Source organism: Ruegeria sp. CDSC051 (assembly GCF_059610665.1).
Map to the genome: position 1 here is coordinate 57,296 of NZ_JBXWOC010000007.1, position 25,254 is coordinate 82,549.

25 protein-coding genes are annotated in these 25,254 nt (G+C 58.4%); 17 read left to right on the plus strand and 8 right to left on the minus strand.

The annotated features are described in order from the left end of the window. The first annotated feature begins 86 nt into the window (after positions 1-86). Together AC2FH0_RS15910 and AC2FH0_RS15915 are read left to right on the plus strand one after the other, a co-directional pair. Positions 87-2,303: a response regulator gene (locus AC2FH0_RS15910; protein ID WP_496789791.1), complete on the plus strand. Its 2,217-nt coding sequence runs from the start codon at positions 87-89 to the stop codon at positions 2,301-2,303. 9 nt (positions 2,304-2,312) lie between these two features. Further along, positions 2,313-2,774 carry a VOC family protein gene (locus tag AC2FH0_RS15915; protein WP_496709434.1) on the plus strand — a complete coding sequence of 154 codons (462 nt, stop codon included), beginning with the start codon at positions 2,313-2,315 and terminating at the stop codon, positions 2,772-2,774. Here AC2FH0_RS15915 and yaaA read toward each other — a convergent pair. The 3 genes from yaaA to AC2FH0_RS15930 all read right to left on the minus strand — a co-directional run bounded on the left by yaaA (position 2,744) and on the right by AC2FH0_RS15930 (position 5,974). Beyond that, positions 2,744-3,535 carry a peroxide stress protein YaaA gene (yaaA, locus tag AC2FH0_RS15920; protein WP_496789792.1) on the minus strand — a complete coding sequence of 264 codons (792 nt, stop codon included), beginning with the start codon at positions 3,533-3,535 and terminating at the stop codon, positions 2,744-2,746. The two genes, AC2FH0_RS15915 and yaaA, sit on opposite strands and share 31 nt — an antisense overlap. 33 nt (positions 3,536-3,568) lie before the next feature. Continuing rightward, a complete protein-coding gene (gene recQ, locus AC2FH0_RS15925) occupies positions 3,569-5,608 on the minus strand; it encodes a DNA helicase RecQ (RefSeq protein WP_496692798.1) in 2,040 nt (679 codons plus the stop codon). 78 nt (positions 5,609-5,686) lie between these two features. After that, the gene (locus AC2FH0_RS15930) at positions 5,687-5,974 is read right to left on the minus strand and encodes a YggT family protein (protein WP_271951835.1); all 288 of its coding nucleotides are present in this window, start codon (positions 5,972-5,974) and stop codon (positions 5,687-5,689) included. A 132-nt stretch (positions 5,975-6,106) separates the two neighbouring features. Between AC2FH0_RS15930 and AC2FH0_RS15935 the strand changes: the two genes are divergently transcribed. The 10 genes from AC2FH0_RS15935 (at position 6,107) to smpB (ending at position 14,303) form a co-directional block, all read left to right on the plus strand. Beyond that, positions 6,107-7,474: an MFS transporter gene (locus AC2FH0_RS15935; RefSeq protein WP_496789876.1), complete on the plus strand. Its 1,368-nt coding sequence runs from the start codon at positions 6,107-6,109 to the stop codon at positions 7,472-7,474. Then, a complete protein-coding gene (gene mepA, locus AC2FH0_RS15940) occupies positions 7,471-8,334 on the plus strand; it encodes a penicillin-insensitive murein endopeptidase (protein ID WP_271951836.1) in 864 nt (287 codons plus the stop codon). The genes AC2FH0_RS15935 and mepA overlap by 4 nt, the downstream gene beginning before the upstream one ends. After that, the gene (locus tag AC2FH0_RS15945; protein WP_496789793.1) at positions 8,307-9,191 is read left to right on the plus strand and encodes an esterase-like activity of phytase family protein; all 885 of its coding nucleotides are present in this window, start codon (positions 8,307-8,309) and stop codon (positions 9,189-9,191) included. Before mepA ends, AC2FH0_RS15945 begins: the two co-directional genes overlap by 28 nt. A 91-nt stretch (positions 9,192-9,282) precedes the next feature. Further along, positions 9,283-9,927, plus strand: a complete 645-nt coding sequence (locus AC2FH0_RS15950) for a queuosine precursor transporter (RefSeq protein WP_496789794.1) — start codon at positions 9,283-9,285, stop codon at positions 9,925-9,927. A gap of 262 nt (positions 9,928-10,189) precedes the next feature. Then, entirely contained in the window at positions 10,190-10,609 is a 420-nt protein-coding gene (gene arfB, locus AC2FH0_RS15955; protein WP_142638575.1) for an alternative ribosome rescue aminoacyl-tRNA hydrolase ArfB, read from the plus strand. A gap of 59 nt (positions 10,610-10,668) precedes the next feature. Beyond that, the gene (locus AC2FH0_RS15960; RefSeq protein WP_496789796.1) at positions 10,669-11,415 is read left to right on the plus strand and encodes an SDR family oxidoreductase; all 747 of its coding nucleotides are present in this window, start codon (positions 10,669-10,671) and stop codon (positions 11,413-11,415) included. 82 nt (positions 11,416-11,497) lie between these two features. Continuing rightward, entirely contained in the window at positions 11,498-12,511 is a 1,014-nt protein-coding gene (locus tag AC2FH0_RS15965; protein WP_496692793.1) for a P1 family peptidase, read from the plus strand. Positions 12,512-12,624: 113 nt separating this feature from the next. Continuing rightward, a complete protein-coding gene (locus AC2FH0_RS15970) occupies positions 12,625-13,038 on the plus strand; it encodes a c-type cytochrome (protein WP_142638581.1) in 414 nt (137 codons plus the stop codon). 199 nt (positions 13,039-13,237) lie between these two features. Beyond that, positions 13,238-13,780 carry an isopentenyl-diphosphate Delta-isomerase gene (gene idi / locus AC2FH0_RS15975; protein WP_271951847.1) on the plus strand — a complete coding sequence of 181 codons (543 nt, stop codon included), beginning with the start codon at positions 13,238-13,240 and terminating at the stop codon, positions 13,778-13,780. Between the two features lie 46 nt (positions 13,781-13,826). Next, positions 13,827-14,303, plus strand: a complete 477-nt coding sequence (gene smpB, locus AC2FH0_RS15980; protein ID WP_496692792.1) for an SsrA-binding protein SmpB — start codon at positions 13,827-13,829, stop codon at positions 14,301-14,303. Between the two features lie 221 nt (positions 14,304-14,524). Here the strand turns inward: smpB and AC2FH0_RS15985 are convergent, their stop codons facing one another. Both AC2FH0_RS15985 and AC2FH0_RS15990 read right to left on the minus strand, forming a co-directional pair. After that, complete coding sequence (locus AC2FH0_RS15985) at positions 14,525-15,427, minus strand: 2OG-Fe(II) oxygenase family protein (RefSeq protein WP_496692791.1); 903 nt, start codon at positions 15,425-15,427, stop codon at positions 14,525-14,527. A 130-nt stretch (positions 15,428-15,557) separates the two neighbouring features. Further along, positions 15,558-16,466: a LysR family transcriptional regulator gene (locus tag AC2FH0_RS15990; RefSeq protein WP_271951652.1), complete on the minus strand. Its 909-nt coding sequence runs from the start codon at positions 16,464-16,466 to the stop codon at positions 15,558-15,560. A gap of 96 nt (positions 16,467-16,562) precedes the next feature. Between AC2FH0_RS15990 and AC2FH0_RS15995 the strand changes: the two genes are divergently transcribed. The 3 genes from AC2FH0_RS15995 to AC2FH0_RS16005 all read left to right on the plus strand — a co-directional run bounded on the left by AC2FH0_RS15995 (position 16,563) and on the right by AC2FH0_RS16005 (position 19,126). Beyond that, positions 16,563-17,345 (plus strand): CmcJ/NvfI family oxidoreductase, encoded by a 783-nt coding sequence (locus AC2FH0_RS15995; protein ID WP_496692789.1) that lies wholly within the window; start codon positions 16,563-16,565, stop codon positions 17,343-17,345. Between the two features lie 47 nt (positions 17,346-17,392). After that, positions 17,393-18,181 carry an SDR family NAD(P)-dependent oxidoreductase gene (locus tag AC2FH0_RS16000; RefSeq protein WP_496789797.1) on the plus strand — a complete coding sequence of 263 codons (789 nt, stop codon included), beginning with the start codon at positions 17,393-17,395 and terminating at the stop codon, positions 18,179-18,181. A gap of 99 nt (positions 18,182-18,280) precedes the next feature. Next, entirely contained in the window at positions 18,281-19,126 is an 846-nt protein-coding gene (locus tag AC2FH0_RS16005) for an enoyl-CoA hydratase/isomerase family protein (protein ID WP_142640334.1), read from the plus strand. A gap of 180 nt (positions 19,127-19,306) precedes the next feature. Here the strand turns inward: AC2FH0_RS16005 and glpK are convergent, their stop codons facing one another. The 3 genes from glpK to panB form a co-directional block, all read right to left on the minus strand. After that, positions 19,307-20,785 (minus strand): glycerol kinase GlpK, encoded by a 1,479-nt coding sequence (gene glpK / locus AC2FH0_RS16010; RefSeq protein WP_496789798.1) that lies wholly within the window; start codon positions 20,783-20,785, stop codon positions 19,307-19,309. Positions 20,786-20,854: 69 nt separating this feature from the next. Continuing rightward, the gene (gene panC, locus AC2FH0_RS16015; protein WP_496789799.1) at positions 20,855-21,697 is read right to left on the minus strand and encodes a pantoate--beta-alanine ligase; all 843 of its coding nucleotides are present in this window, start codon (positions 21,695-21,697) and stop codon (positions 20,855-20,857) included. Beyond that, a complete protein-coding gene (gene panB / locus AC2FH0_RS16020; protein ID WP_496789801.1) occupies positions 21,694-22,533 on the minus strand; it encodes a 3-methyl-2-oxobutanoate hydroxymethyltransferase in 840 nt (279 codons plus the stop codon). Before panB ends, panC begins: the two co-directional genes overlap by 4 nt. A 170-nt stretch (positions 22,534-22,703) precedes the next feature. On the opposite strand from panB, the gene AC2FH0_RS16025 reads away from it, so the two are divergent. Both AC2FH0_RS16025 and AC2FH0_RS16030 read left to right on the plus strand, forming a co-directional pair. Continuing rightward, positions 22,704-24,191, plus strand: a complete 1,488-nt coding sequence (locus tag AC2FH0_RS16025; protein WP_142638604.1) for an ABC transporter substrate-binding protein — start codon at positions 22,704-22,706, stop codon at positions 24,189-24,191. 27 nt (positions 24,192-24,218) lie between these two features. Continuing rightward, positions 24,219-25,238, plus strand: a complete 1,020-nt coding sequence (locus tag AC2FH0_RS16030) for a hypothetical protein (RefSeq protein ID WP_142638606.1) — start codon at positions 24,219-24,221, stop codon at positions 25,236-25,238. Positions 25,239-25,254 lie beyond the last annotated feature (16 nt).

A 25,254-nucleotide genomic window follows, 5' to 3' on the forward strand; every position in this document is an offset into this window, starting at 1 on the left:
ATTGGTCTGTGGCAACAGGCACGGCTTAAACACTTTTTCACGCTCTGTCAGGATGCTGTGGGCAGATTGTACCGGGATCACCTTTGATGAGTCTTGCAACCAAACTGGCACAGGAAAGACGCGCACGGCTTGCCGCTGAACGTCTGCTGGAGATGAAACAGGCCGAACTATCAGCGGCCAACCGGAAATTGGGCCTGCACGCGATGGCTCTGACTAAACGCATTGGTGAAACGCGGGCCGAGGTTGAGACGGTGCGCGATGAAAATGAAAAAGTTAAATCGGACCTGACATTGGCCAATGCCAAGATCGAAGTGGCCGAACGGCGGCTATGGCATTCGATCCAGACCTTCCCAGACGGGTTTGCATTCTTCGACGAAGAGAGCCGGTTGATCGGGGCAAATGCCTCATATTTCAGCCTGTTTGAGGGGCTGGATGAAGTAGCGCCCGGCATCAGCTATGGCAGAATTCTGGAAACCCTCACGCAGGAGGGTCTGATTGATACCGTGGACGAGGCGCAGGATGATTGGCGCGCCAGGATGCTGGCCCGTTGGAAGTTGTCCAACCCGCCGTCAGAAATCGTCAAGCTGTGGAACGGGCTCTATATCAAGCTGATTGATCAACGCGGTGGCGGTGGCGATGTGGTCAGCCTTGCGCTTGATATAACCGCCTCGGTCCGGCATCAGGCCGAACTGACCGCTGCGCGCGAACGGGCCGAGGCTGCAAACCGCGCGAAATCTGCATTCCTGGCCAATATGAGCCATGAAATCCGCACGCCTATGAACGGTATTGTTGGCATGACCGAGTTGATGACCGAAACCGCGCTGGATGAAGAACAACGGCTCTATCTCAACACGATCCGCAATTCCGGTGAAGCCTTGCTGGTGATCATCAACGATGTTCTGGATTACTCGAAGATTGAGGCGGATAAGCTGGTCCTACACCCCGAACAGTTCGATTTCGAACGCTGTATCCTTGAGGTGGCGATGCTGCTGCAGCCCAGTGTTCGTGACAAGGGTTTAAGCCTTTTAGTCGACTATGACCTGTTTTTGCCAACCCTGTTCGTGGGCGATCCGGGCCGGGTGCGTCAGGTCTTGACCAATCTGGTTGGAAACGCGGTCAAGTTCACGGCGGAAGGGCATGTCTTGATCCGCGTCACGGGGGTCCCCCGCGTGGAGGCTCAGGCCTGTGATATTCATGTTGCCATAGAAGATACCGGTATCGGTATTGCCGAGGATAAAGCGGCGCATATCTTTGGTGAATTCAATCAGGTCGAGGATGAACAAAACCGACAGTTTGAAGGGACCGGGTTGGGTCTGGCCATCACCAAACGACTGATCAAATTGATGGACGGTGCCATCTGGGTCGAAAGCGAGCCGGGCCAGGGGTCCTGTTTTGGATTTCGGATAACGCTGCCGACGGTCGAGGGTCCGCAACCCGCCCCACCGAATATGGAAGGATGTCTGCGCCATGTGGTTGTGGTTGAAGGTCTGGCTGTCAATCGAGCGATCCTGTCAAAGCAACTTGGTCGCCTAGGTGCCAAGGTTACCGAATGTACAACCGGAACCGAGGCGCTGGCTAAGCTTGATGACACGGTAGATCTGGTGCTGTGCGATCACGATCTGCCGGACATGGACGGGCTGGATTTGGCGGCCACGATAAAGGGCCGGGGGTGGACGGATACCTCTGTCGTGGTCATGTCGGCCAATCCCGGCGTGATTCATGCTCATCCGGCCTGCGAGCTTATTGACGGAGTGTTGCAAAAGCCGATCCCTCGTTCAGAATTATATGCACGTCTGACCGCTCTGGGACGATCAGCGGATTCGATATCGAATGGTTCCGACACGCAAAACCCAACGGTTGCGCAGGTCAGACCGATTGCCGGGGATCAAAGGCTCATGCGGGTTCTGGCTGCTGAGGACAACAAGACCAACCAGCTGATCCTGCGCAAAATGGTCAAGGATCTGAACATTGATCTTCGCTTTGCGGGCAACGGGCTTGAGGCGGTCGCCGCCCATCTGGAATTCGACCCGGATTTGATATTCATGGATATCTCGATGCCCGGAATGGATGGTAAACAGGCCACAGGTGAAATCCGCCGCCGCGAGGTTGAAACCAATCAGCACGTCCCGATCGTAGCCCTGACCGCACATGCAATGAGCGGAGATGATCAGGGTATTTTATCGGCTGGATTGGACTACTACCTGACCAAACCGCTGCAAAAACAGAAAATCCACCAGATGATCCTTGACCATCGGCCAGACGGAACGCAACCGGTTCTTGATGACGAAACCCGAGCGTTCTAGGCTGCCGACATGACTGATGACCGTGGATTTCACCCCCGCGCGCTGGGCGAGATTGCCATTCGCTGCGCAGATATGGCCGCTATGGTGCAGTTCTATGAACAGGTGATCGGCCTGCAGCGTCTGAGCGGTGACCATGACAGCGCTATAACCTTCTTCCGGATAGCCGAGGGGTTTGGCGGCCATACGCAAGTTCTGGCCCTGTTTCACCACAGCACCGCGCCACGACCGGGGCAACATCGGGCCGGTGCCGAAGATCCCGTAACAGGAGCGGGATCGTCGCTGCATCATATCGCATTGTCGCTGCCCTTCGACGAGCAGGCGGCGGTCATGAGTTGGTATGACAAGATCGGCCAACCCTATCGCGTCGAGCAGTTCGGATGGGTTGGTTGGCGCGGAATTTTCACCGAAGACCCAGAAGGCAACACAGTTGAACTGGTCTCTTACGACCCGTCGATGCTGGCTGAGGCCTGATAGGGCCGGATAAAGACCGGCTTGTCGTTCTCTGACAGGTCGGGGCGGTATTCATAGCCGCCCGAGTCGAACTCTGTCAGGCTGGTGGGATCGGACAGACGGTGTTGAATGACATAGCGTGCCATCGCCCCGCGTGCCTTTTTGGCAAAGAAGCTGACGATCTTTGGCGTGCCGCCCTTGTCTTCCATGAAGACCGGCGTGATGACCCGTAATTTCAGCGCTTTGGGGTCTACTGCACCGAAATATTCCTGACTGGCGCAATTCAACAGCACATCGCTACCGATCCCGGCTGCCTGAGCGTTCAGCGCCTTGCTTAGTTGGTCGCGCCAATAATCGTACAGGTTCTTGCCGCGCCGGGTCTTCAGCCTACTGCCCATCTCAAGCCGATAGGGTTGAATGGCGTCCAGCGGACGCAATATGCCATACAGTCCGGACAGGATACGCAGGCGGTCCTGGGCCCAGGCCATCTCTTCCGCATCCAGCGAAGTCGCTTCGAGCCCCTGATAGGTGTCTCCGGCAAAGGCCAGTGCGGCCGGGCGTGTCGCCACAGCATCGGGGGCGTCCGAAAAGGCGCGATAACGGTCGCGGTTCAGGCGGGCCAGATCATCGCTCAGATCCATCAGCTTTTTCAGGTCGCCCAGCGTCAGATTGCGGGCGGTTTTCGACAGGCGGATCGCGTCATCCTGAAAGTCGGGTTGCGTGACCTCAACATTCCGTTCTGCCCAATCCAGCCGTTTGGCCGGGGAAATCACTACCAGCATAGTCGCCCTCGTTTCTTGCCTGTTGGTGGGTATCTAGCTTGCCATACGCAGCACGTCCAGAAAGGCGGCTCCAAACCTTTCGTGACGGCGGTCACCCAGAACCTGTTCGATGGCGCGTGGGTCGTCTGATCGCAACTGCGCCACCTTTGCCAGTTGCGAGGCGGTACAGGTCAGCGGCTTGTCGATTCCATCAGGGCCGCGCGACAGTTGCGACTGAACTTCGAGCAGGCGGTCGTAAATCTCACCCTGATCGCGCCCGGCCAGTTTGCGGCGGGCCGGGTGCAGTTCTTCGACCGCGCCGGTCAGAACCTCCAGAAACGTGGCCCCGTAGCGTTCCAGCTTTTTAGCACCGATCCCGCTGATCCGGGCCATATCGTCCAGCGTTGCAGGGCGGGTTTCCGCCATTTCGATCAGGGTGCGATCGGGAAAAATAACATAGGCCGGGACCCGCGCGGATTCGGCCAGCGCACGGCGTTTCGCCTTCAGTGCGCTCAGCAGCGGTGCGTCTTCTTCGGATACCATCTCTTTGACTGCAGGCCGACGGGTTGCTTTGCGGATCGTGTCCTTACGCAGGTTGATCTGCGCCTCGCCTTTCAGGATCGGCTTGGCGGCCTCAGTCATGCGCAGCGCACCGTGGCGGTCGGGATCAGGGCGGACCAGATCATGGCCCATCATCTGCCGGAAAATCGCTTGCCACTGGGGCCGCGACCAGTCCTTGCCAATGCCATAGGTCGACAGATTGTCATGTCGGCGGGCGCGGATCTTGTCGGTTTCGTTGCCCAACAGGATGTCGATCAGATGGCCTGCGCCGAACCATTCCTCGGTGCGCAGGATCGCGGACAGGGCCATACGAACCGGGGTGGTGCCATCGAACACTTCCGGCGGGCTGTCACACAGATCGCATTTGCCACAGGGTTCGGTCTGTTCACCGAAATAACCCAGCAAAGTCTGACGGCGGCAGGCCAGCGCCTCGGCCAGGCCAAGTAGGGCGTTCAAACGGGCGTGATCGGCCATCCGCCGGTCAGAGGGAGCAAGCCCCTCGTCTATCTGTGACCGGCGCAGGCGAATGTCATCTGCCCCAAACAGGGTCAGGGTTTCTGCCGGGGCGCCATCACGCCCGGCGCGGCCGATTTCCTGATAATAAGCTTCGATGGATTTGGGCAGGTCCGCATGGGCGACCCAGCGGATATCGGGCTTGTCTATGCCCATGCCAAAGGCAACCGTGGCCACCACGATCAGACCATCCTCGCGCGCAAAGCGGGTCTCGACGATGCGGCGATCCTCGGGATCCATGCCGCCGTGATAGTGACAGGCGGTGTGGCCTTCGGCACGCAGGGCCTGTGCCAGAACCTCGGTCTTGTTACGAGTGCCGCAATAGACAATGCCGGATTGGGTTTTGCGCGCGGCGGCAAAATCCAGGATCTGTTTGCGGGGCCCATCCTTGGCGGCAAAGGCCAGGTGGATGTTGGGCCGGTCGAACCCGCGCAGAAATTTGCGCGGGGCCGTGCCGTCAAACAGCTTTTCGACAATCTCGTCCTGCGTTTCCGCATCTGCTGTGGCGGTGAAAGCGGCCAAAGGCACATCCAGCGCACGCCGCAGCTCTCCGATCCGAAGGTAGTCGGGGCGGAAATCATGGCCCCATTGACTGACGCAATGCGCCTCGTCCACCGCAATCAGGCTGACATTGATCCGCCGCAACATGCCCAGCGCCGATCCGGCGGCCAGACGTTCGGGAGCCATGTACAGCAGCTTGAGCCGTCCGGCCTCCAACGCTTCCCACACGGCATCGGTTTCTTCGGGGGTATTGCCGGATGTTAGCGCGCCGGCCTCGACGCCTGCTTCCTGCAAGCCGCGCACCTGATCGCGCATCAGGGCAATCAGCGGAGAGATCACCACCGTGACCCCATCGCGCATCAGCGCAGGCAGTTGGAAACACAGGGATTTGCCACCGCCCGTGGGCATGATGGCCAGCACGTTTTCGCCCAGCGTGACGGCATCGACGATCTCTTCCTGACCGGGACGGAAGTCGTCGAATCCAAAGACATCTCGCAGCAAAGGCGCGGCGTCAAACATGTGCGGGGGTGCCCTGTTTTAAGGTTTATCTGCTCTTAAGACAGGACAATCACATACTAAGATTCACTGAACAAGAGGTCAGACAAAATAGACCATATTGTTGATCAGGATAATACGCAGCGCATAGACACCGATCAGAACCACCAGGGGCGTCAGGTCAAGTCCGCCCATTGCAGGCAGAACGCGTCGGATCGGGCCGTAAATCGGCTCTAACAGGCGGTTCAGCCCGTACCAGATCTGCGCAACCAACTGTTGATGCAGGTTCAGCACCTGGAAATTGATCAGCCAGCTCATGATGACATGGGCCAGAATGATGAACCAGACAATGTCCAGAATCAGCAGCAGAATTTGGATCAACGACAGCATGGGGCCTCCGGATTTCGCATCTGCTGAGACCTAAGCGCCCCTGCACAAAAGAGCAAGTCCGCGCCAACAGAACGCTTGCGAATTGAGCCAAAGCCCCGTCTTATGACGCCAACAATAAAAAACGGGGCAGGTATGGCAGAGATTTCCAAGCGCAAACGCATCTGGGGCTGGTGGTTCTTCGACTGGGCAAGTCAGCCCTATCACACGCTGTTGGTGACCTTTGTTTTTGGGCCCTATTTTGCCGGAGTAGCCGCCGAGTATTATCTGAACGCCGGTCTGGGCGCCGATGCCGCAGACGCACGGGCGCAGACGGTGTGGGCGAACTGCATGACCATCGTGGGGCTGATCATCGCCTTCGGTGCCCCGCTGATGGGGGCGATGGCGGATGTTTCGGGCCGTCGTATACCATGGATATTCGGCTTTTCCATCATGTACGCGGTGGGCTCTGCTGCGCTGTGGTACACGTTGCCGGACGGGTCAAACATGTGGCTGATGCTGTCGGCCTTTGGCCTGGGTTTTGTCGGGGCGGAATACGCGCTGATCTTCGCCAATTCTCAGCTGCCCGATCTGGGTGATGACAGTGAGGTGGGCGAGATATCGGGTTCGGGTTTTGCCTTTGGCTATTTCGGCGGGCTTATCTCGCTGGCAATCATGCTGGCCCTGTTTGTTGAGCAGGGTAATGGCAAGACCCTGATCGGCATGGACCCTGTTTTTGGTCTGGACGCCGCAGCACGCGAAGGCACGCGATTTGTCGGGCCGTTCACCGCCGTGTGGTTCATTCTGTTCATGATCCCCTATTTCCTGTGGGTGCGCGACGATCCAGATGTCGAAAAGAAAGGCAGCGTCAAAGAGGCGCTGCAGCTGCTGGTCAAATCAGTCTCTAACCTGCGCAATCGCGTCAGTCTGGCCAGCTATCTGGGCTCGTCCATGTTCTATCGCGATGCGCTGAACGGGCTGTATACCTTTGGCGGCGTTTATGCGCGGCTGGTGCTGGAATGGGATCTGATCAAGATCGGCGTATTCGGGATTGTCAGCGTTCTGGCTGCGGCAGCCTTTGCCTGGCTTGGCGGCAAGCTGGACAAGAAATACGGCCCCAAACCTGTCATTCTGGTTGCGATCTGGGTGCTGATCTTTGTCTGTATCACCGTCGTGATGATGGACCGGACCCAGATCTACGGCATCACCCTGCCCGAAGGGTCGGGCCTGCCGGATCTGGTGTTCTTTGGTTGCGGTGTTCTGATCGGCGGCATGGGAGGTATCCTACAATCGGCCAGCCGTTCTCTGATGGTGCGCCACACCGATCCCGCTGCCCCGGTCGAGAGCTTTGGCCTGTATGGCTTGTCCGGCCGCGCCACCGCATTTGCGGCCCCGTTGTTGATCGGGATTGCCACAACTGTGACCGGTAGTGCGCGACTGGGGGTGTCACCCATAGTTCTGTTGTTTATTCTGGGACTGTTCCTAATGCGCTGGGTGAAACCGGAAGGGGATCAGAGCAGATGATTTTATTACGTTTTTTCGCGGTCATTGCGGCAATAACATTCGCCGGTACCGCAGGTTCAGAGCCGCTGGCCAAGCAGTTATTCGGAGGCCAAAAGCAAAGTTCACAACAAAAACCGGCCGCTTTCGGCAGTTATTCGCGCGGCTGTGCGGCGGGGGCGGTACAACTGCCCGAAACCGGACCCACATGGCAGGCTATGCGCCTGTCACGCAACCGCAACTGGGGCCATCCGCAGGCGATCGACTATGTTCAGGATCTGAGCCGGTTTGCGGCCAAGCAGTCAGGATGGAATGGTCTCTATATAGGCGATATCAGCCAGCCGCGCGGCGGGCCGATGACATCGGGCCACCGCAGCCACCAGCTGGGTCTGGACATCGATATCTGGATGCTGCCCGGTGACAACATGCGTCTTTCCCGCAAGGCGCGCGAGAATATCTCTTCGATTTCCCTGCGCCGCTCGAACGGTGCCTTCGTCAACGGCAACTGGACCAAACAGCATCACGCAGTGCTGCGTGCAGCGGCAAAAGACAAGCGCGTGGCGCGGATATTCGTCTTTCCCGGTGCCAAGGTGCAGATGTGCAATGACGAAAAGGGAAACCGCGCTTACCTGCGTAAAATCCGGCCGTGGTGGGGCCATCACTATCATTTCCACGTGCGGCTGGCCTGTCCAAGGGGATCAAGCGGCTGCGTGAACCAGGATCCGCCGCCCAAGGGTGATGGTTGCGCCGAAGCACAGCAATGGGTGAACAACATCCTCAACCCGCCGCCGCCCGATCCAAACGCGCCAGCACCCAAGAAACGACGCGAATACCGGCTGGCCGATCTGCCCAAGCAATGCACAAACGTCTTGCAATCCAACTGATCGCGGCGCTGCTGCTGACAGGTATGGTCTGGGCCGAGGGAGCAAAGCCTGCCGCTTTGCTGAACAATTTTGCCTGGCGACATCAGGCGGATTGGTTCGGCGGATATTCGGGCATTCACATCTTTGACGGTGGGACCCGTATGATCGCGCTGAGTGATCGCGCAACGATGTTGGACGCTCGTATTGATCGAAACGAGAATGAGATTACTGGCATCGAGATCCAGCGGCACTGGCCCATCCTGTCCAGCACCGGCAAGGTTCTGGTGGGCACAGCGGGCGATTCCGAAGGCCTGGCAATCGCCCCTGACGGTGGGGTCTATATCTCATTCGAGGGGGTGCACCGGGTGGCCTATTACCCCAACCCGACAGGCCCGGCGCAGGTCCTGCCACGCCCCAAAGCCTTTGAGGTTCTTGACCATAACGGCTCGTTCGAGGGGCTGGCCATTGACGGGCTTGGGCGGCTGTACACCCTGACCGAAAAGAGCCGTACCGTATCGGGGGACATACCGGTGTATCGTTGGGATGGTCAGGCCTGGTCGACACCTTTTGTCCTGCCGCAACGGGGCAAGTTCCTGCCAGTGGCGGCGGATTTTGGCCCCGACGGGCGGTTCTATGTGCTGGAACGATCGGTGTCCCTGACAGGCTTTCGGTCGCAGCTCAGGCGTTGGGAACTGAATGGTGACACACCGCAATCCGAAGAGATCTTGCTGCAAACCGCGCGTGGGACGCATGACAACCTCGAAGGCCTGTCGGTCTGGCGTGACGATCAGGGAAGGTTGCGGGTTACGATGATTTCGGATGACAATTTTCTGGCCCTTCAGCGGACGGAACTGGTGGAATATCTGCTGCCCGATTGACAGGCCTGAAACAAAGGTCTAAACGCACGGCTTGCCTTGGGACAGTCCCTTGGCCAAGTCGCCGCTACCTTGTCAAAACGGGCATCAAAATATGCAACGCGCTTTTATTCCCGGCATCCTTGCCATGGCCACCATCGTTGTGGCTTCGAACATTCTGGTCCAGTTCCTGATCCTTGACGGGCTGTTGACCTGGGGTGCTTTCACCTATCCGCTGGCCTTTCTGGTCACCGACATCATGAACCGCGTCTATGGCGTGGCAACCGCCCGCAAGGTCGTGTTTGCCGGGTTCGTCACCGGCATCATCTGCTCGCTGATCGGCAGCCAGATCATGCTGCAGGGCGACGGGTTCACCTATGCCGCTGTGCCGCTGCGGATCGCTGTTGCCTCTGGCACTGCTTTCCTGATCGCCCAGCTGACCGATGTCACCGTGTTCAATGCAATGCGCGGGGGTCGCTGGTGGCGCGCACCGCTGGTCTCGACCCTAGTGGGTTCGGCGCTGGATACAGCATTGTTCTTCACTATCGCCTTTTCTGCCTCGATCGCGATCTTCGGCGCCAATGCAGACGCCGCGATCAACTGGGCGTGGGAGCCTGTTCCCTTCATGCTGTCTGGCCCGATGGCACCCCTATGGGTCACGCTGGCCTTTGCGGACTGGCTGGTAAAGTTGTCGCTGGCGCTGATTGCGCTGATCCCCTTCAAGGTGATCGTTGCGCGCCTGACCGCGCAGCCCGTGTAAAAAACGCTTTGAGAATGGCACAGCTTGTGTCACCATCCTAGTTAACCGCAACAGATAGAAAAGGAGGTGATCCAGTGTCGAGAAAGAGATTGGAGAGAGGTGTTGGAACAACCGGGGGGATCGCCCGTTAGGGCAGCCCTTGGCGGAGCGCTCGCTCCGGCTGGTCGATTGATCTAACCGACCCAACCTCCTGAACTTTCGAAGGGCCGTCCTGCTAGGGCGGCCCTTTTTGTTTCCGCACAGCACTTGTAAGGTCCGCCCCATGTTGCGGATCAATGACGATATCACCCTGCAAGACTGGGAAATGACCGAAAGCTTTGTGCGCTCTTCCGGCCCTGGCGGGCAGAACGTGAACAAGGTTTCGACCGCAGTCGAGTTGCGGTTCGAAGCGGCGCGCTCGCCCTCACTGCCTGATCCGGTCAAGGCGCGGCTGAAACGGTTGGCTGGGCGGCGCTGGACCAAAGAGGGCGCGATCATCATCCAGTGCGAGGAAACGCGTAGCCAGGCTCGCAACCGCGAGATTGCGCGGGTGCGATTGGCTGAACTGATCACCCGTGCGCTGGTCAAACCCAAACGGCGTATCGCCACCAAGCCCACCTATGGCTCGGTCAAACGTCGATTGGCCGCCAAAAAGGCCCGTTCGGATGTCAAATCTCTGCGCGGCAGGGTCGACGAAGATTGATCTGGTAACTTCTTTGCGCCTTGCTACTCTGCCTTGACAGGCGACAAGGAGGCAAAGCTATGAGGTTGGAGGGAAAAACCGCAATCGTAACAGGCGGCGCGTCCGGGTTCGGGGCCGGTATCGCGCAGAAGTTCAATGCAGAGGGCGCACGCGTTATGATCGCGGATATCAACGGCGCTGCGGCCCGCGAAATGGCAGAAACGCTGGGCGCGCAGGCCATCGCGCAGCAGGTTGATGTGGCCAGCACGGCATCGGTTCAGGAAATGGCGGACACCGCCCACGACGCCTTTGGCAGGCTCGACATCCTGGTCAACAATGCCGGAGTGACCCATCTGCCTACACCGCTAGAAGACGTCTCCGAAGAGGATTTCGACCGTGTCTTCAACGTGAACATGAAATCCGTCTATCTGACCGCCCGCGCCTTTGTGCCGATGATGAAGGCACGCGGAACCGGGGCGATCCTGAACGTCGCCTCAACCGCCGGGCTGTCTCCGCGCCCCAACCTGAACTGGTATAACGCGTCCAAGGGTTGGATGATCACCGCAACCAAAACCATGGCGGTGGAACTCGCCCCGTCCGGCGTGCGTGTCAACGCGATCTGCCCAGTTGCGGGCGAAACCCCATTGCTGAAATCCTTCATGGGCGAAGACACCCCCGAGATTCGCGCCAAATTCCTGTCGACCATCCCATTGGGTCGCTTCTCGACTCCCGAAGACATGGCCAACGCCGCCTGCTTTCTGTGCTCGGATGAAGCCAGTATGATTACGGGCACCACGCTCGAAGTGGACGGGGGCCGATGCATTTGATCCGGACTTCATTTGGCTCAAAATATCTCCGCCAGAGGCAGCGTGCCGAGGCGCGCTTCCCTGCCCAACGTCAGAGGTTTCGATGACTCCCGGATCCAAAAACCTGATCACCGATGTCCCAGGGCTGAAGGTCGGCAACGCGCAGGACGAGGCGTTGAAATCGGGCACAACTGTTCTGACAGCGGACAAACCCTTTGTTGCTTCTGTCCATGTAATGGGGGGCGCGCCGGGCACGCGTGAAACTGACTTGTTGGCACCGGATAAAACCGTTGATCAAATCGATGCGATCGTGCTGTCTGGTGGCTCGGCTTTCGGGTTGGACGCCTGCTCAGGGGTTACGGATGGTTTGCGGGCCGACGGGCGCGGCTTTGCTGTCGGGAATGCGATTGTGCCCATCGTGCCGGGAGCAATTCTGTTCGATTTACTCAATGGCGGCGATAAAACTTGGTCCGAGAATCCATACCGCGCTCTCGGAAAGGCAGCCTACCACGCTGCCGCAGAACGTTTTGCGCTCGGTTCAGTCGGGGCAGGAACCGGCGCATTGGCGGCTATGCAAAAAGGTGGCCTGGGTTCTGCATCGTTGGTTCTGGACGACGGCATCACTGTAGGCGCGCTTGTGGCAGCCAATCCGGTCGGCAGCGTCACGACACCTGGGGATCGCCACTTTTGGGCGGCGCCATTCGAGATCGACAACGAATTTGGCGGCCTGGGGCCAGACCTCTCATCGGGTCAAGCACAGATTCAGCAAAGCCGCAAAGCTCTAGCTATGGGGCAGGTTGACCCGGACCGGGCCAACACGGCCATTGCAATTGTCGCAACTGATGCAGCGTTAACCAAGACACAGTGCCACCGCCTGGCGGTGACAGCTCATGATGGCATCGCTCGCGCGATTGTGCCTGCGCATACTTCACAAGATGGTGATCTGGTTTTCGGCATCAGCACCTCCGGTCAAGCTGTTGACCCAAGCGTGCTGCCTATGATCGCGCATGCAGCCTCGGTTTGCCTGTCGCGGGCGATCGCCCGTGCGATTTATCTGGCGTCACCCAGTGCAGGCGATCTTCTGCCCTGTTGGGCAGACGTACATGACTTAAGTTAAGGACGACCCGATCCCGGCTGTGACACAGTGCCATCGCGCGGCAATCTGCGCGTTGACTCTCTGCTGCGCCAGAGGTCCTTTCTGTGCAGCCAATTCGTATCGGAGCAAAAGTTATGAATCGTATCCTCGCGACCGCAATTGCCGGCCTACTGGCCCTTCCAGTCTATGCTGAAGGTGACACCGAAGCTGGCAAGAAAGCCTTCAACAAATGCAAATCCTGCCATCTGATTGCTGATCCCGATGGCGAGGTGATCGTAAAGGGCGGAAAAACCGGCCCGAACCTCTATGGGGTTGCAGGCCGTACTGCTGGGACGGTCGAAGGGTTCAAATACGGTGACAGCATTGTCGAAGCCGGTGAAAACGGCTTGGTCTGGGACGAGGCAACCTTTGTCGAATATGCCCAGGACCCCAAAGCCTTCCTGCAATCCTATCTGGATCAGACCTCGGCCAAGTCCAAAATGACCTTCAAGCTGAAAAAGGGCGCTGAGGACGTTTACGCCTATATCGTCAGTGTTTCGGGCGAATAACCTGGGAAACCACGCAATCGGTAAGACCAGAAAAGGCCGCAGCCCCTGCGGCCTTTCGTGCGGTTGATAACCGGATCAATAGACGCCAGTTTGGAATCGCGTGGTGCATTGCCCGCTTTGCACCACAGCCAAGCCTATCAGGCCAAAGCTATTCCGGAATTCCCGGTCGCACAGGCGGATCGGCAGCAGGAGACGACAAATGGGAATCATGATCCCGGCCTGGGTTGATGGTGAATTGACCCCCGTTGAAAAGCTTGAAGCCCATGAAAAGGGTCTGCGGCACAAGGCGGTGTCGGTCTTTGTTGTGCGCGGCACCGAGATTTTGCTGCAGCGCCGGGCGATGGGCAAATACCACACGCCCGGCCTGTGGGCGAATACCTGTTGTACCCATCCTGACTGGGGTGAGATGCCCTCGGTCTGTGCAGTGCGTCGCCTGCAAGAGGAACTGGGGATCACTGGGCTGTATCCCGAATATCGTCACCGGCTGGAATATCATGCCGATGTCGGCAATTCCCTGATCGAGCATGAGGTGGTGGATGTTTTCCTCGCTCATGTCCGCGGGCCATTGAAGATCGAGCCGAACCCCGAGGAAGTGATGGATATCCGCTGGATCGACTACCACGATCTGCTGGCCGAAGTGCAGCGCCATCCCGACCGGTTTACACCCTGGCTGAAGATCTACCTGCACAACCACGCCGACACGATTTTCGGCCCCGATCTGATTATCTCGGCCAAATCCTGATGCACCTGCTTGCAAGGCCCGCCCAAGGGGCCTAAATCAACCCGTCATGGCCAAGCAGAAGACAGACCCGAATTACAAAGTCATCGCCGAAAACCGGCGTGCCCGCTTCGATTACGCGATCGAAGAGGATATCGAGTGCGGCATCATGCTGCACGGGTCCGAGGTCAAATCCCTGCGGGCAGGCGGTTCTAACATCGCCGAAAGCTATGCCACGGTTGACGACGGAGAGCTGTGGTTGGTCAACAGCTATGTCGCCCCTTACGACCAGGCCAAGGTCTTCAAACACGAAGAACGTCGTCGCCGTAAGCTATTGGTGTCGCGCAAAGAGCTGTCTAATCTGTGGAACGCGACCCAACGCAAAGGCATGACGCTTGTGCCGCTGGTCCTGTATTTCAACCACAAGGGCCTGGCCAAGATTAAGATCGGCATCGCTAAGGGTAAGAAAAACCACGACAAGCGCGAAACCCAGGCCAAGCGCGACTGGTCACGGCAAAAGCAACGCTTGCTGAAAGATCACAGCTAAAGGCGCTCGACTATCGGTTGTCGGATGGATTTGATCCTCGCGTTCTCAATCAGGCTACCGGGGCTACAGATACGGCAGATGTCAGGTTTGAGCCCAAAACAACGAATGCTGCAACCTGCACCAATGGCTGCTTCGAGATTATCTGAAAAAGCGGCCAACGAGCCTCCGCTATGTTGGCTGGGCGACGTCTATCACCCAACCAACCTGTCGAGGTCCGCGGATCAGAAGGGCGCAAACCCGTCCGATGGATCGGTCGGGACCGTCCAGCGCGCGCGCGGATCGATTGTGGGCGCGAACGCACCAGGATGCGGGATCTGGCCGTTTTGACCGTAGAGCCACAGCACGAAATTGGAGCGTTGACCTTCGGTGATCGGTTCAGACGCATGGGGGACGCTGCCGTGGTGGATCAAGGCCGTGCCGGGCTCAAAGTGCAGTTTTTCGACCCGTCGCGACGCGGGATCAATGAAGCTGACAGCGGAGCCAGAAAAGGCCTCGTCCGGTAGATTTAGATTGATATTCAGCGTGACCGATGATGCGTCTGAGTGAGGCCGGAGCGACGTGTCCTTATCTGCTTGCCACTGGATGGAAAACCCGAAGGTCTGCGTGTCGTATCCTATCACATCCGGGAACAAGAGCCGTGAGATGGGCCGCATATAGGTGTTCATGAGGTCGCGGTAGAACGTCTGGAAGGCTGAGGCCCCTAGATGCCCTTCCGAGCGCGGGTCAAGCATTGCACCGCCCCGGTTGAGGGAAATGCCATAGGGTGGGCGCAGCGGAATGCCTGCATCGGCGACGCTGTCCAGATAGCTGCGCAAAACGAACAGCCGTTCGGGGTCAAAGAACTGGGTTTTGTAGACACCGGGGAAGACCTCTTCCCATAGTTTTTTCACTTCGCCTTCGGTTGCCGGGTCTTTCCAGGCCCCCTCGACCGCTGCGCGGAGACGGTCGTCATGAACAGATGCATCCAAGGCGGTTTGATTGGTCTGCTCCCATTCCTTCCATGCGTGTTTGAACAGCTCCTGGTTGTCATTCCAGAATTGCGCGACTTGCGGGGCGCGTTGCAGCATTGCTTCGCGTGTGGGGCGTTCCACGGCGCGTGCGCGCTCTAATGCAGATTGTGTCATGTCCTGTCTCAACTTTCTGATGGTCAAGCCTGTTGCTTCCGAGACATCAGATATTACGCTTAGATTGCGTATGAATGGACATATTTTTGATAACAGAATTCGTTTTCTCTACATAATAGAGGTGTGGCGCCTAGGACCCGGCCCAAGCCGCTGACCGTCCGATCTGTTGGATCAGATAGTCCATGAAGACGCGGACCTTTGCGGAGACTACGTTGCTTTTGGGGTAGATCAGCCAAAGCGCCGGATTGTCCGCCAGTGTGTACCCGGGCAGCACCTGCACAAGGGACCCATCATTCAGCTCGCTGTGGACTGCCCAGAGGGAGTTAATCGAAATGCCGGCACCCTTGAGCGTGACACGCACTTGTGTCAGCCCGTCGTTCACGATCAGCCTGTGGGAGGCTTTGTGGAGGTCGAATGTTGCTTTGGCTCCGTCATCTGACACCAAGGCGCGCGGCTCCAGATCCTTGAAGGCGACCAGACGGTGCGCCGCGAGGTCATCCGGTGTGCCGGGCACCCCATGTGTTTCCAGATAGTCTGGTGCTGCACAAAGAATACGTGTGTCGTTTGCCAGTTTGCGCGCCGTCAGACTGCTGTCCTCCAGAATAGAATTGCGGAGGGCCAGATCATAGCTGCCCTCAATCAGGTTGAACTGGGTATCTGATAAATGCAAATCGAGCGTCAGGTCTGGATAGGCATCCATAAAAGCGGGCAACAGGGGCGCGATATAGAGCTGGGCAAAGGTGCTTGGAGCGGCAAAGCGCAATGTCCCGCTCACCTCGGCCTTGCCTTTGCCGAATGCGGCGAGGGCCGCTTCTTCCTGTTCGATCATCTCTCGGGCGTACGGCAAGAAGTCCTGCCCCTCTAGGGACACCGAGACTTTCCGCGTGGATCGATGCAACAATTCGGCGCCCAGCAGTTTTTCAAGCTTTGCGAGCCGCGCGCTGGCTACCGCCGGTGCCATCCCTAGCGTTCGGCCCGCCGCGCTGATGTTCAGCGTTTCAGTAGCAAGGACGAAGAGGCGGAGGCTTTGCGTATCCATATTGTATATTTTTCCAGAAAACTGAATTCGATTATCTACCGTTTATATATCTGCGCAGCGGTATAGGTCAAAGCTCAAGACAGAGCGGAGAGCGGAATGACTCAGACAGCGACAGTGAATTATCACGTCCACAAACCGGAGCGTCAGGCGTTCGAGCTTGATGCCGGTGGCATCGTTGGCAATCTGATCGCGCCAGAACTCACCCCAACCGAAGTGAAAGTGCGCGACGCGCGCAGGTCAGCCACAGACCCATCATTCGAGGATGACGCTGTCGCGTTTTCTTTCGTCCCAACAGCGGTCTCGTTCGCGCAAGACGATGATGCCTGGCAAGCGGAGTACGACGCAGAGCTGACGTCGCTTCTGACGACCAAGCTGGACGCGCAGGAGGTGATCATCTTTGATCACACGATCCGGGTGGATGACCCTGACGCCGCGCGCAAGCCCGCGCGAAACGTCCACAGCGACTACAGCCCTGACGGCGCAGAACAGCGACTGATCGACATTCTTGGTGCTGATACAGCGGCAAAATGGAGCGCGGGGCACTACGCCTTCATTAACATCTGGCGACCGATCGAGGCGGCGATCAACTCAGCCCCGCTCGGGTTTATCCTGCCGTCGAGCGTCGCCCCGGAAGACTGGATCCTGCTTGATCTGATCTATCCCGACCGCAAAGGACAGATCATGGGGTTGGCGGCAAACCCGAATCATCAGTGGATCTACATGTCGAAGATGACCCCGGATGAGGTCGCCTACTTCAACATCTTCGACAATCAGGGACGGCCCTCCATCGGGCACTCCGCGTTGGACATGGTCGAAGACCCAAACGTCATGACCATCCGCAAAAGCATTGAGAGCCGCACCCTAGTGCGTTTTGCCTGATCCCATCATCGGACCCACGAAACACGAGCAAACGGAGAGAGACAATCATGACCAAGACAATTCTTATCACCGGATCAACAGACGGCATCGGTCTTTTGACGGCGCAGACCCTCGCAAAAGAGGGGCACAAAATTCTGCTTCATGGACGCGGTGCAGCCAAACTGGAAGCCGCCGTCAACGAGGTCGGCGGCGACGTCGAAACCTATGCCGCTGACCTGTCGCGTATGGCCGATATCCAAACCTTCGCGGCAGAGGTGCGCGAGAAACACGACCGCCTTGATGTGCTGATCAATAACGCGGGCGTGCTGAAAGTCGCGGAGACCCAGACCGAGGCCGGCCATGATGTGCGGTTCATGGTCAACACCTTGGCGCCCTATGCGCTGACCCGCGCGCTTCTGCCGATCATTCCGAAAGACGGGCGGATCGTGAATCTATCCTCTGCCGCGCAAGCGCCGATTGATTTGGCTGCCATGCGCGGGGAAAAACAGCTTGGCCACAATGACGCCTACGCGCAAAGCAAGCTCGGCATCACGATCTGGACCCGCGAATTGGCGAAGGTGTTGACCGACGGACCCGTCGTCGTCGCCGTCAATCCCGGATCGTTGTTGGCTTCGAAGATGGTCAAGGAAGGCTACGGCATCGCGGGCAACGATCTGTCCATCGGCGCGAACATCCTGCGTGAAGCGGCGCTCGGGTCGTCGTTCGCGGATGTTTCGGGCAAGTATTTTGACAATGACAGCGGCCAGTTCGCGCAGCCACATGTGGCTGCACTGGACGCAACTCATTCGGCGCAGGTGATGCAAGGCATCGAAGATGCTTTGAAATCTCTCAGCTGATCCCACTGACGCCCGTCTGACGTCGGGCGTCTTTTACACCACCTGAAGCTGCAACCCTCCGGCGACATGCGTTGTCCGGACCCAAGAAAGGACGGACTGATGAAATACGAGAATTTTCAAACCTTTGACGTGAAGGTCCAAGACGCCATCGCAACGGTGGCATTCGATTTTGGAACAGTGAATGTGCAAGGCCAGGAAATGCTGGCCGACCTCAACAGCCTTGCCATGCGGCTGGAGCGGGACCGCGATACCAAGGTGGTCATCTTCCAATCCGCGAACCCCGAGGTTTGGGTCTGCCACTACGACACCGAGCTGCTCAAGGACATGTCGACCGAAGCTGTCTCCCGCGATGAAGCCCAGCTGCTCGATTTGCAAGCGGTCTGCGAACGCATCAGCAAGGTGCCTCAGGCCACGATCGCGAAGCTGGAAGGCTTCGCACGCGGTGGTGGCCACGAGTTGGCCCTGGCGCTGGACATGCGCTTTGCGGCGCGTGGCAAATTCAAGTTCATGCAGATGGAAGTCGGCATGGGTATCCTGCCCTGCGGCGGCGGTGCGTCCCGCATGGCCCGTCAGACCGGTCTGGGCCGCGCGCTGGAAATCATCCTGAGTGCCCGAGACTTTGACGCCGATGAAGCCGAGGCAATGGGCACGATCAATAAAGCGTTGGATGCTGATGAGATCGACGACTACGTAAACACCTTGGCGCAGCGGATTTCCAAGTTCCCGGCAGAGTCCATCAATGCCTGCAAGCAGATGGTCTACGAGTCGATCGACAAGCCTATCGATGAGGCCCTGAAGGCCGAGGCCTATTGGCTCTACCAGGCAACGAGCAAAACATCAGCCGTTAAACGCTTCACGATCGCAGACGAGCAGGGCCTAGAGCACGACATGGAAAACCAGCGGAACTGGGAAAACCTGGTCATGGATGTTCAGGATATCAACTGAGATTGATTGGATTAAGCGGACATTCGGCCTTGTGCGTCGGATGTCCGTTTTGTCCCGCGGTCCCGACATTGACCAACAGCCTTACTCGCAGCACTGACTTGCCGTAGAAATTCACCGTTCGCACAGGTGGCCCCATAAGAACCCAACTTTGAACAAAGCAGAGCCCAAATGCGGCTGCGATCAGAACGCCATGGCCGCCTGAACAGCGCGTTGCCAGCGGTCATAGGCGGCGTCGCGTTCCTCTGTGGAGAGTTTGGGTTCGAACCGGCGATCCAGCGCCCAGGTTTCCGCGAACTCCTGTTGATCAGGGTAGATGCCTGCGCGCATACCCGCCAGCCAGGCCGCGCCCAGTGCGGTGGTTTCCTGCATCACGGGTCGGTCGACCTCGGCGCCGAGGTAATCCGACAGGCCTTGCATCGCCCAATCAGATGCGCTGGCACCGCCGTCGACGCGTAAGATGACATCGGTATCTGCGCCCCAGTCGCCCTGCATGGCATGCCAAAGGTCTCGGGTCTGATAGGCGATGCTTTCCAGTGTTGCCTTGGCAAATTCTGCCCGCCCGGAATTGCGGGTCAGGCCAAAGACCGCGCCCCGACAATCTGGTTTCCAATAAGGCGCGCCCAATCCGGTAAACGCGGGCACCAGCACAACATGCTGGTTGGGGTCGGCCTGCTGCGCCAGCTCGCCACTTTCCGGGGCGGTTTCGATGATCTGCAGCGCATCGCGCAGCCATTGGACTGCTGCGCCTGCGACAAAGATCGAACCCTCAAGGGCATAGGTTTTTTGCCCGTCCAACTGATAGGCGATCGTCGTCAGTAGGCGGTTCTTCGAGGCGACCGGCTGTGGCCCGGTATTCAACAGCGCAAAACAGCCTGTCCCATAGGTCGATTTCATCATGCCGGGCTGAAAACAGGCCTGCCCGATGGTTGCGGCCTGCTGATCGCCCGCAACACCCAGAATCGGGATTTTTCCCCCAATCAGAGTCGTTTTTCCGAAATCCGAGGCGCAATCCTGTACCTCGGGCAGCATGGACATGGGCACATCCAACAGATCGCAAATCTCGGTGCTCCAACAGCCTTTGTGGATGTCGAACAGCAGTGTGCGGGCAGCGTTGGTGGCGTCTGTCACATGGTTGCGGCCTTCGGTCAGGCGCCAGATCAGGAAACTATCGATGGTACCGAACAGTAGCTCTCCTGCCTCGGCGCGATCGCGGGCGCCGGGGACATTATCCAGTAGCCATTTGACTTTGGTTCCCGAAAAATACGGGTCCAGCAACAGCCCGGTCTGCTGGGTCACGTCATCCTCGCAACCGGCTTGTTTGTAGCGGGCGCAGATATCGGCAGTGCGTCGATCCTGCCAGACGATTGCGTTGTGGATCGGCTCGCCGGTCTGTTTATCCCAGACCACGGTTGTTTCACGCTGGTTGGTGATGCCGATACCGGCGATCTGATCGGGGGTTGCGCCAACGCTCTGCATCACCTCGCGGCAGACACGTAGGACGCTGTCCCAGATTTCCTCGGGATCGTGTTCGACCCAGCCTTCTTGTGGGAAATGCTGCGTGAATTCATGCTGCGCGGTGCCTGCCCGTTGCATGTCCGCGTCGAACAGAATGGCCCGTGATGATGTGGTGCCCTGATCAATGGCAAGAATATAGGTCACGCCTGCGCCCCCCTTCGCATTTGGTTTTGCGAGACTTTAGCGCAAACAGTCGGTTGCGTACCAGAGTGTTCAGACGGGAATATTGTCGATTAGACGCACTCCATCCGCCCAGGCCGCGGCAAACAGGCGGGCGGGTCGGTCGGCATGTGTCAGCGGGTTCAGAGATTCCGCACAGCGCAGTTGGATATATTCCACTTGTGTAAAACCTGCGGCCAAAAGATCGGTACTGGCCTGTGCTGCCAGTGTGTCGAACGGGGCGCCGTTCTTTAGCGCGTTGGCAAGATCCAGCATGATGCGGTGTTTGTGCGCTGCAATCTCCATCCCCTCGGGCGAGAGGCGCTGATTGCGTGAGGACATGGCCAGACCCGAGGGTTCACGCACCGTGGGGCAGCCGATCACTTCGATCGGGATATCCAGATCGCGCGCCATGCGGCGCACGACCAGCAGCTGTTGATAGTCTTTTTCCCCAAAATAGGCTCTGTCTGCCTGGGTTTGCAGGAACAGTTTGGCGACCACAGTGGCGACGCCATCGAAATGACCGGGGCGGAATTCGCCCTCCATCACATTTGTCAGGCCAGTTACAGATACGGTGGTGGCAAAGCCTTGCGGGTAGATCTCGTCCGGGTCCGGCACATAAATCGCATCAACGCCATAGGGCGCCAGTTTCTGAGCATCTTCGATTTCGGTGCGCGGATAATTGGCCAGATCCTCGGGGTTGTTAAACTGCTTTGGGTTCACGAAAATCGTCACGATAACTCTGTCGGTGCCATTTTTGGCCGCCTCAACCAGAGACAGATGCCCCGGATGCAACGCGCCCATAGTTGGGACGACGCCGATTGCCTCACCTTTCTTGTGCCAGTTGGCGGTCAAGGCGTGCAGATCGGAGAGGCGACGCAGGATCGGAGCGGTCATTTAGCTGAGCCCTGTGACGGAGCCTGATCGGCAAAGACATGTTCATCGGCGGGGAAAGCGCGTGCGCGCACTTCGGCGGCGTACTCGGCGATGGCGGCCTCGGCCAGTGGCCCCAGCTCGGCATATCGTTTGACGAATTTCGGTTTGAAAGCGGTGAAAAAGCCGACCATGTCGTCCACCACCAGTATTTGCCCGTCACATCCGGCGGACGCGCCAATGCCGATAGTAGGGATGGCGACCTCGGCAGTGATTTGGTTGGCTAGACTCTGCGGGACCTTCTCTAACACAAGGGAAAAGGCGCCTGCATCAGCCACGGCATGGGCATCGGCCAGTACCGTCTGTGCCTGATCATCACGGCCCTGCACCTTATATCCACCTAGCGTGTTGATCGACTGTGGGGTCAGGCCGATATGCGCCATCACCGGGATGCCGCGCTTGACCAGAAAGCGGATGGTCTCGGCCATTTCGACACCGCCCTCAAGCTTGACGGCACCGGCACCGGTTTCGGCCATCAGGCGGGCGGCATTGCGGAACGCCTGTGCGGGGCTTTCCTCGTAACTGGCAAAGGGCATGTCGATGACCATCATCGCCTTGTCCAGCCCGCGAGCAACAGCCTGACCATGCAGGATCATCATCTCCATCGTCACGCCAAGGGTGGATTCCAACCCGTGTAGCACCATGCCGACACTGTCACCGACCAGAACAAAGTCGCAATGATCATCCATCAGCCGGGCCATCGGAGTTGTATATGCGGTCAGACTGACCAGTGGCTCGCCACCTTTTCGGGCGCGAATATCCACGGCATTCGGGGCTCTTTTGCGGGCGGTGGCGCTCATGCTCGCTCCTCGCGGTTCATGTTGCGGTGCGGCATAGCAGATTGGACCGGGCCAAAGATAGCCCGGTTGCGCGAACATTTCCTTGATTGACCTAAGGTTTAAAGGGACATTGGTCCGCAGACCGGTCCGCGACATGCAGGACCACGCAGTTTCAGTGGGGAGACAACGATATGACAAAGCAGATGTTTCGGTCTTTTGCATCGGCGCTGGCGATTGGAGCCAGTTTGATAGCCACCCAAGCCCTGGCCAAATCCGACATCACCATCGCAATGCAGCTTGAGCCGCCGCATCTGGACCCGACCAGCGCTGCGGCACAGGCCATCGATTCGGTTGTCTATACCAATATCTTCGAAGGTCTGACCCGGTTCATGGGCGACGGATCGGTCGTGCCCGGGCTGGCGGAAAGCTGGGAGATATCAGACGACGGCACCGTCTATACCTTTAAGCTGCGCGATGGTGTGACCTTCCACGATGGCACCACCATGGATGCCGAGGACGTCAAATTCAGCCTTGACCGTGCCCGCGCTGAAGACAGCGCCAATGCACAAAAGGCCCTGTTTGCCGGGATCGAAAGCGTTGAGGTCGTGGATCCGCTGACCGTCAAGGTCACCCTGTCAGGGCCAAACGGGAATTTCCTGTTCAATATGGCCTGGGGGGATGCGGTGATTGTCGCCCCCGAAAGCATAGAGGCGATCAAGACCAACCCGGTCGGCACCGGCGCGTTTGCCTTTGGGGACTGGGTGCAGGGGGACAGCATCACGCTGACGCGAAACCCCGACTATTGGGGTGATCAGCCCGCGTTAGAGTCTGCTACATTCAAGTTCATCTCGGACCCGACCGCCGCCTTTGCCGCCATGATGGCCGAGGATGTGGATGTGTTCGACATTTTCCCGGCGCCTGAGAACATGCCGCAGTTCGAGGCTGATCCGCGCTTTCAGGTGCTTGTCGGCTCGACCGAGGGTGAGACGATTCTGTCCACCAACAACAAACAGCCGCCCTTTGACGACATCCGGGTGCGGCAGGCGCTGGCCCATGCCATCGACCGTCAGGCAATTATTGACGGCGCGATGTTCGGCTATGGCACGCCCATCGGAACGCATTTTGCCCCGCACAACCCGGCCTATGTCGATCTGACCGGCAATTCGGCGTATGACCCCAAGAAGGCCGCGCAGTTGCTGGCCGATGCGGGCTATGCCGAAGGGTTCAAGACCACTCTGCACCTGCCGCCGCCTTCTTATGCTCGCCGCGGAGGCGAGATCATCGCCGCGCAACTGGCCGAGGTCGGGATCGAGGCTGAAATCATCAATGTCGAATGGGCGCAGTGGCTGGAATCGGTGTTCAAGGGCAAGGATTTTGGTCTGACTATCGTCAGCCATACCGAGCCGATGGATATCGGCATCTATGCGCGGCCCGACTATTATTTCCAGTATGACAGCATCGACTTTCAGACGCTGATGGAGACGTTGAACGCCACCACCGACCCTGATGAGCGTACCCGCCTGTTGGGCGAAGCGCAGCGTCTGATCGCAAATGATTACGTCAACGGGTATCTGTTCCAGCTGGCCAAGCTTGGCGTTGCCAAGGCTGGCGTTCAGGGCCTTTGGGAAAACGCACCCACAGCGGCCATCGACCTGACCGCCATCAGTTGGGCGGAATAAGACCAGTTCCAGAGAGGAGACCGGCGCATGAGAAGATCAACCCTCGTTGCGTTGATGATCGCGGTTTTAGCCGTGATTGCGCCGGTCGCCAAAGGGGATACGCCGCTTGAACAGGCGGTGACACTGTGGCTGGAGGGCGATGATGAACGCGCTCTGCCACTGCTGGCAGAACTGGCGGCTGATGGTGACGCGCAGGCACGTCTGCTGTTGGGGCGAATTGAAACCGCCGATCTTGGACCATCTCCGTTCCGCCAATCGCTGGGCCGAAAGGGTTCGCGCAAGCTGTTTCGTCAAAAAGACCTGACGGCCTTTGGCCGATCCTGGCTGTTGGTTGAGGCGAAAGGTGGAAATGAGCTTGCCCAAGCGCTGTTGGATGCCAAACGCCCCACACCAGACCCGAAGCTGATTGCACAGCTCAATGCGTTGGGAGAACATCAAGCTACGGACTACCCGACGCGAATTGTGGCGCTCTATGGCGATCCAGAAATGCGCGGCGATCTTTTGGCGGATGGGCAGCTGATGCAGGACCTCAAACCTTACCTGAGTTATCTGACGGTCAATCCCGAGCCGCGTGGCGACGGTCTGGCCGCGCTGCGCCACATTCAGCCTGATCCAGTTGACATGAATTCCGATCAGGCGCTGGGCATGGCGGGGTTGCTGGCCCTGGGGCTGGGATATGGCGATCTGTCTGTGGACAATAGCTGGCGCCCGGCGGTGGAAAACTGGTTAATGACATCCCAGTCGACCCGCCCCATCGCGCGGCTCTGTTCTGACCAATGCGGGGCCGAGGCACCAAACTGCGCCTTTGCCTTCCTTGCCCTGTTTGGCGGCTATTTCGAGGTCATCCGCATCGACAGCCCGCTGGAAACGCTGATCCCGCAGGAGCAGTTTCTGGACAGCCCTCGCGCGCGCCTGATGGTCCTTCGTCGGGCGGCACTGGCCCGGACCGAGACAAATCTGGAAACGCTGGTGGACAGCGCACCCGCGGCGAAGCTTTCGACCTGCGCGACTGATTTGGTCCGGCAAGAGCAGCAGTCCTACAAGTAGCTGTTGCGTATGCGCG

Coding starts and splice junctions, on each gene's coding strand:
- AC2FH0_RS15995 (WP_496692789.1), top strand. CDS start 16,563: ATGACTCAGACAGCGACAGTGAATTATCACGTCCACAAACCGGAGCGT.
- panC (WP_496789799.1), bottom strand. CDS start 21,697: ATGACCGCTCCGATCCTGCGTCGCCTCTCCGATCTGCACGCCTTGACC.
- AC2FH0_RS16000 (WP_496789797.1), top strand. CDS start 17,393: ATGACCAAGACAATTCTTATCACCGGATCAACAGACGGCATCGGTCTT.
- panB (WP_496789801.1), bottom strand. CDS start 22,533: ATGAGCGCCACCGCCCGCAAAAGAGCCCCGAATGCCGTGGATATTCGC.
- AC2FH0_RS15960 (WP_496789796.1), top strand. CDS start 10,669: ATGAGGTTGGAGGGAAAAACCGCAATCGTAACAGGCGGCGCGTCCGGG.
- recQ (WP_496692798.1), bottom strand. CDS start 5,608: ATGTTTGACGCCGCGCCTTTGCTGCGAGATGTCTTTGGATTCGACGAC.
- arfB (WP_142638575.1), top strand. CDS start 10,190: ATGTTGCGGATCAATGACGATATCACCCTGCAAGACTGGGAAATGACC.
- AC2FH0_RS15930 (WP_271951835.1), bottom strand. CDS start 5,974: ATGCTGTCGTTGATCCAAATTCTGCTGCTGATTCTGGACATTGTCTGG.
- AC2FH0_RS15985 (WP_496692791.1), bottom strand. CDS start 15,427: ATGACACAATCTGCATTAGAGCGCGCACGCGCCGTGGAACGCCCCACA.
- AC2FH0_RS15990 (WP_271951652.1), bottom strand. CDS start 16,466: ATGGATACGCAAAGCCTCCGCCTCTTCGTCCTTGCTACTGAAACGCTG.
- AC2FH0_RS15965 (WP_496692793.1), top strand. CDS start 11,498: ATGACTCCCGGATCCAAAAACCTGATCACCGATGTCCCAGGGCTGAAG.
- smpB (WP_496692792.1), top strand. CDS start 13,827: ATGGCCAAGCAGAAGACAGACCCGAATTACAAAGTCATCGCCGAAAAC.
- AC2FH0_RS16025 (WP_142638604.1), top strand. CDS start 22,704: ATGACAAAGCAGATGTTTCGGTCTTTTGCATCGGCGCTGGCGATTGGA.
- idi (WP_271951847.1), top strand. CDS start 13,238: ATGGGAATCATGATCCCGGCCTGGGTTGATGGTGAATTGACCCCCGTT.
- AC2FH0_RS15915 (WP_496709434.1), top strand. CDS start 2,313: ATGACTGATGACCGTGGATTTCACCCCCGCGCGCTGGGCGAGATTGCC.
- AC2FH0_RS15910 (WP_496789791.1), top strand. CDS start 87: ATGAGTCTTGCAACCAAACTGGCACAGGAAAGACGCGCACGGCTTGCC.
- mepA (WP_271951836.1), top strand. CDS start 7,471: ATGATTTTATTACGTTTTTTCGCGGTCATTGCGGCAATAACATTCGCC.
- AC2FH0_RS15950 (WP_496789794.1), top strand. CDS start 9,283: ATGCAACGCGCTTTTATTCCCGGCATCCTTGCCATGGCCACCATCGTT.
- AC2FH0_RS16005 (WP_142640334.1), top strand. CDS start 18,281: ATGAAATACGAGAATTTTCAAACCTTTGACGTGAAGGTCCAAGACGCC.
- AC2FH0_RS15935 (WP_496789876.1), top strand. CDS start 6,107: ATGGCAGAGATTTCCAAGCGCAAACGCATCTGGGGCTGGTGGTTCTTC.
- AC2FH0_RS15945 (WP_496789793.1), top strand. CDS start 8,307: ATGCACAAACGTCTTGCAATCCAACTGATCGCGGCGCTGCTGCTGACA.
- yaaA (WP_496789792.1), bottom strand. CDS start 3,535: ATGCTGGTAGTGATTTCCCCGGCCAAACGGCTGGATTGGGCAGAACGG.
- AC2FH0_RS15970 (WP_142638581.1), top strand. CDS start 12,625: ATGAATCGTATCCTCGCGACCGCAATTGCCGGCCTACTGGCCCTTCCA.
- AC2FH0_RS16030 (WP_142638606.1), top strand. CDS start 24,219: ATGAGAAGATCAACCCTCGTTGCGTTGATGATCGCGGTTTTAGCCGTG.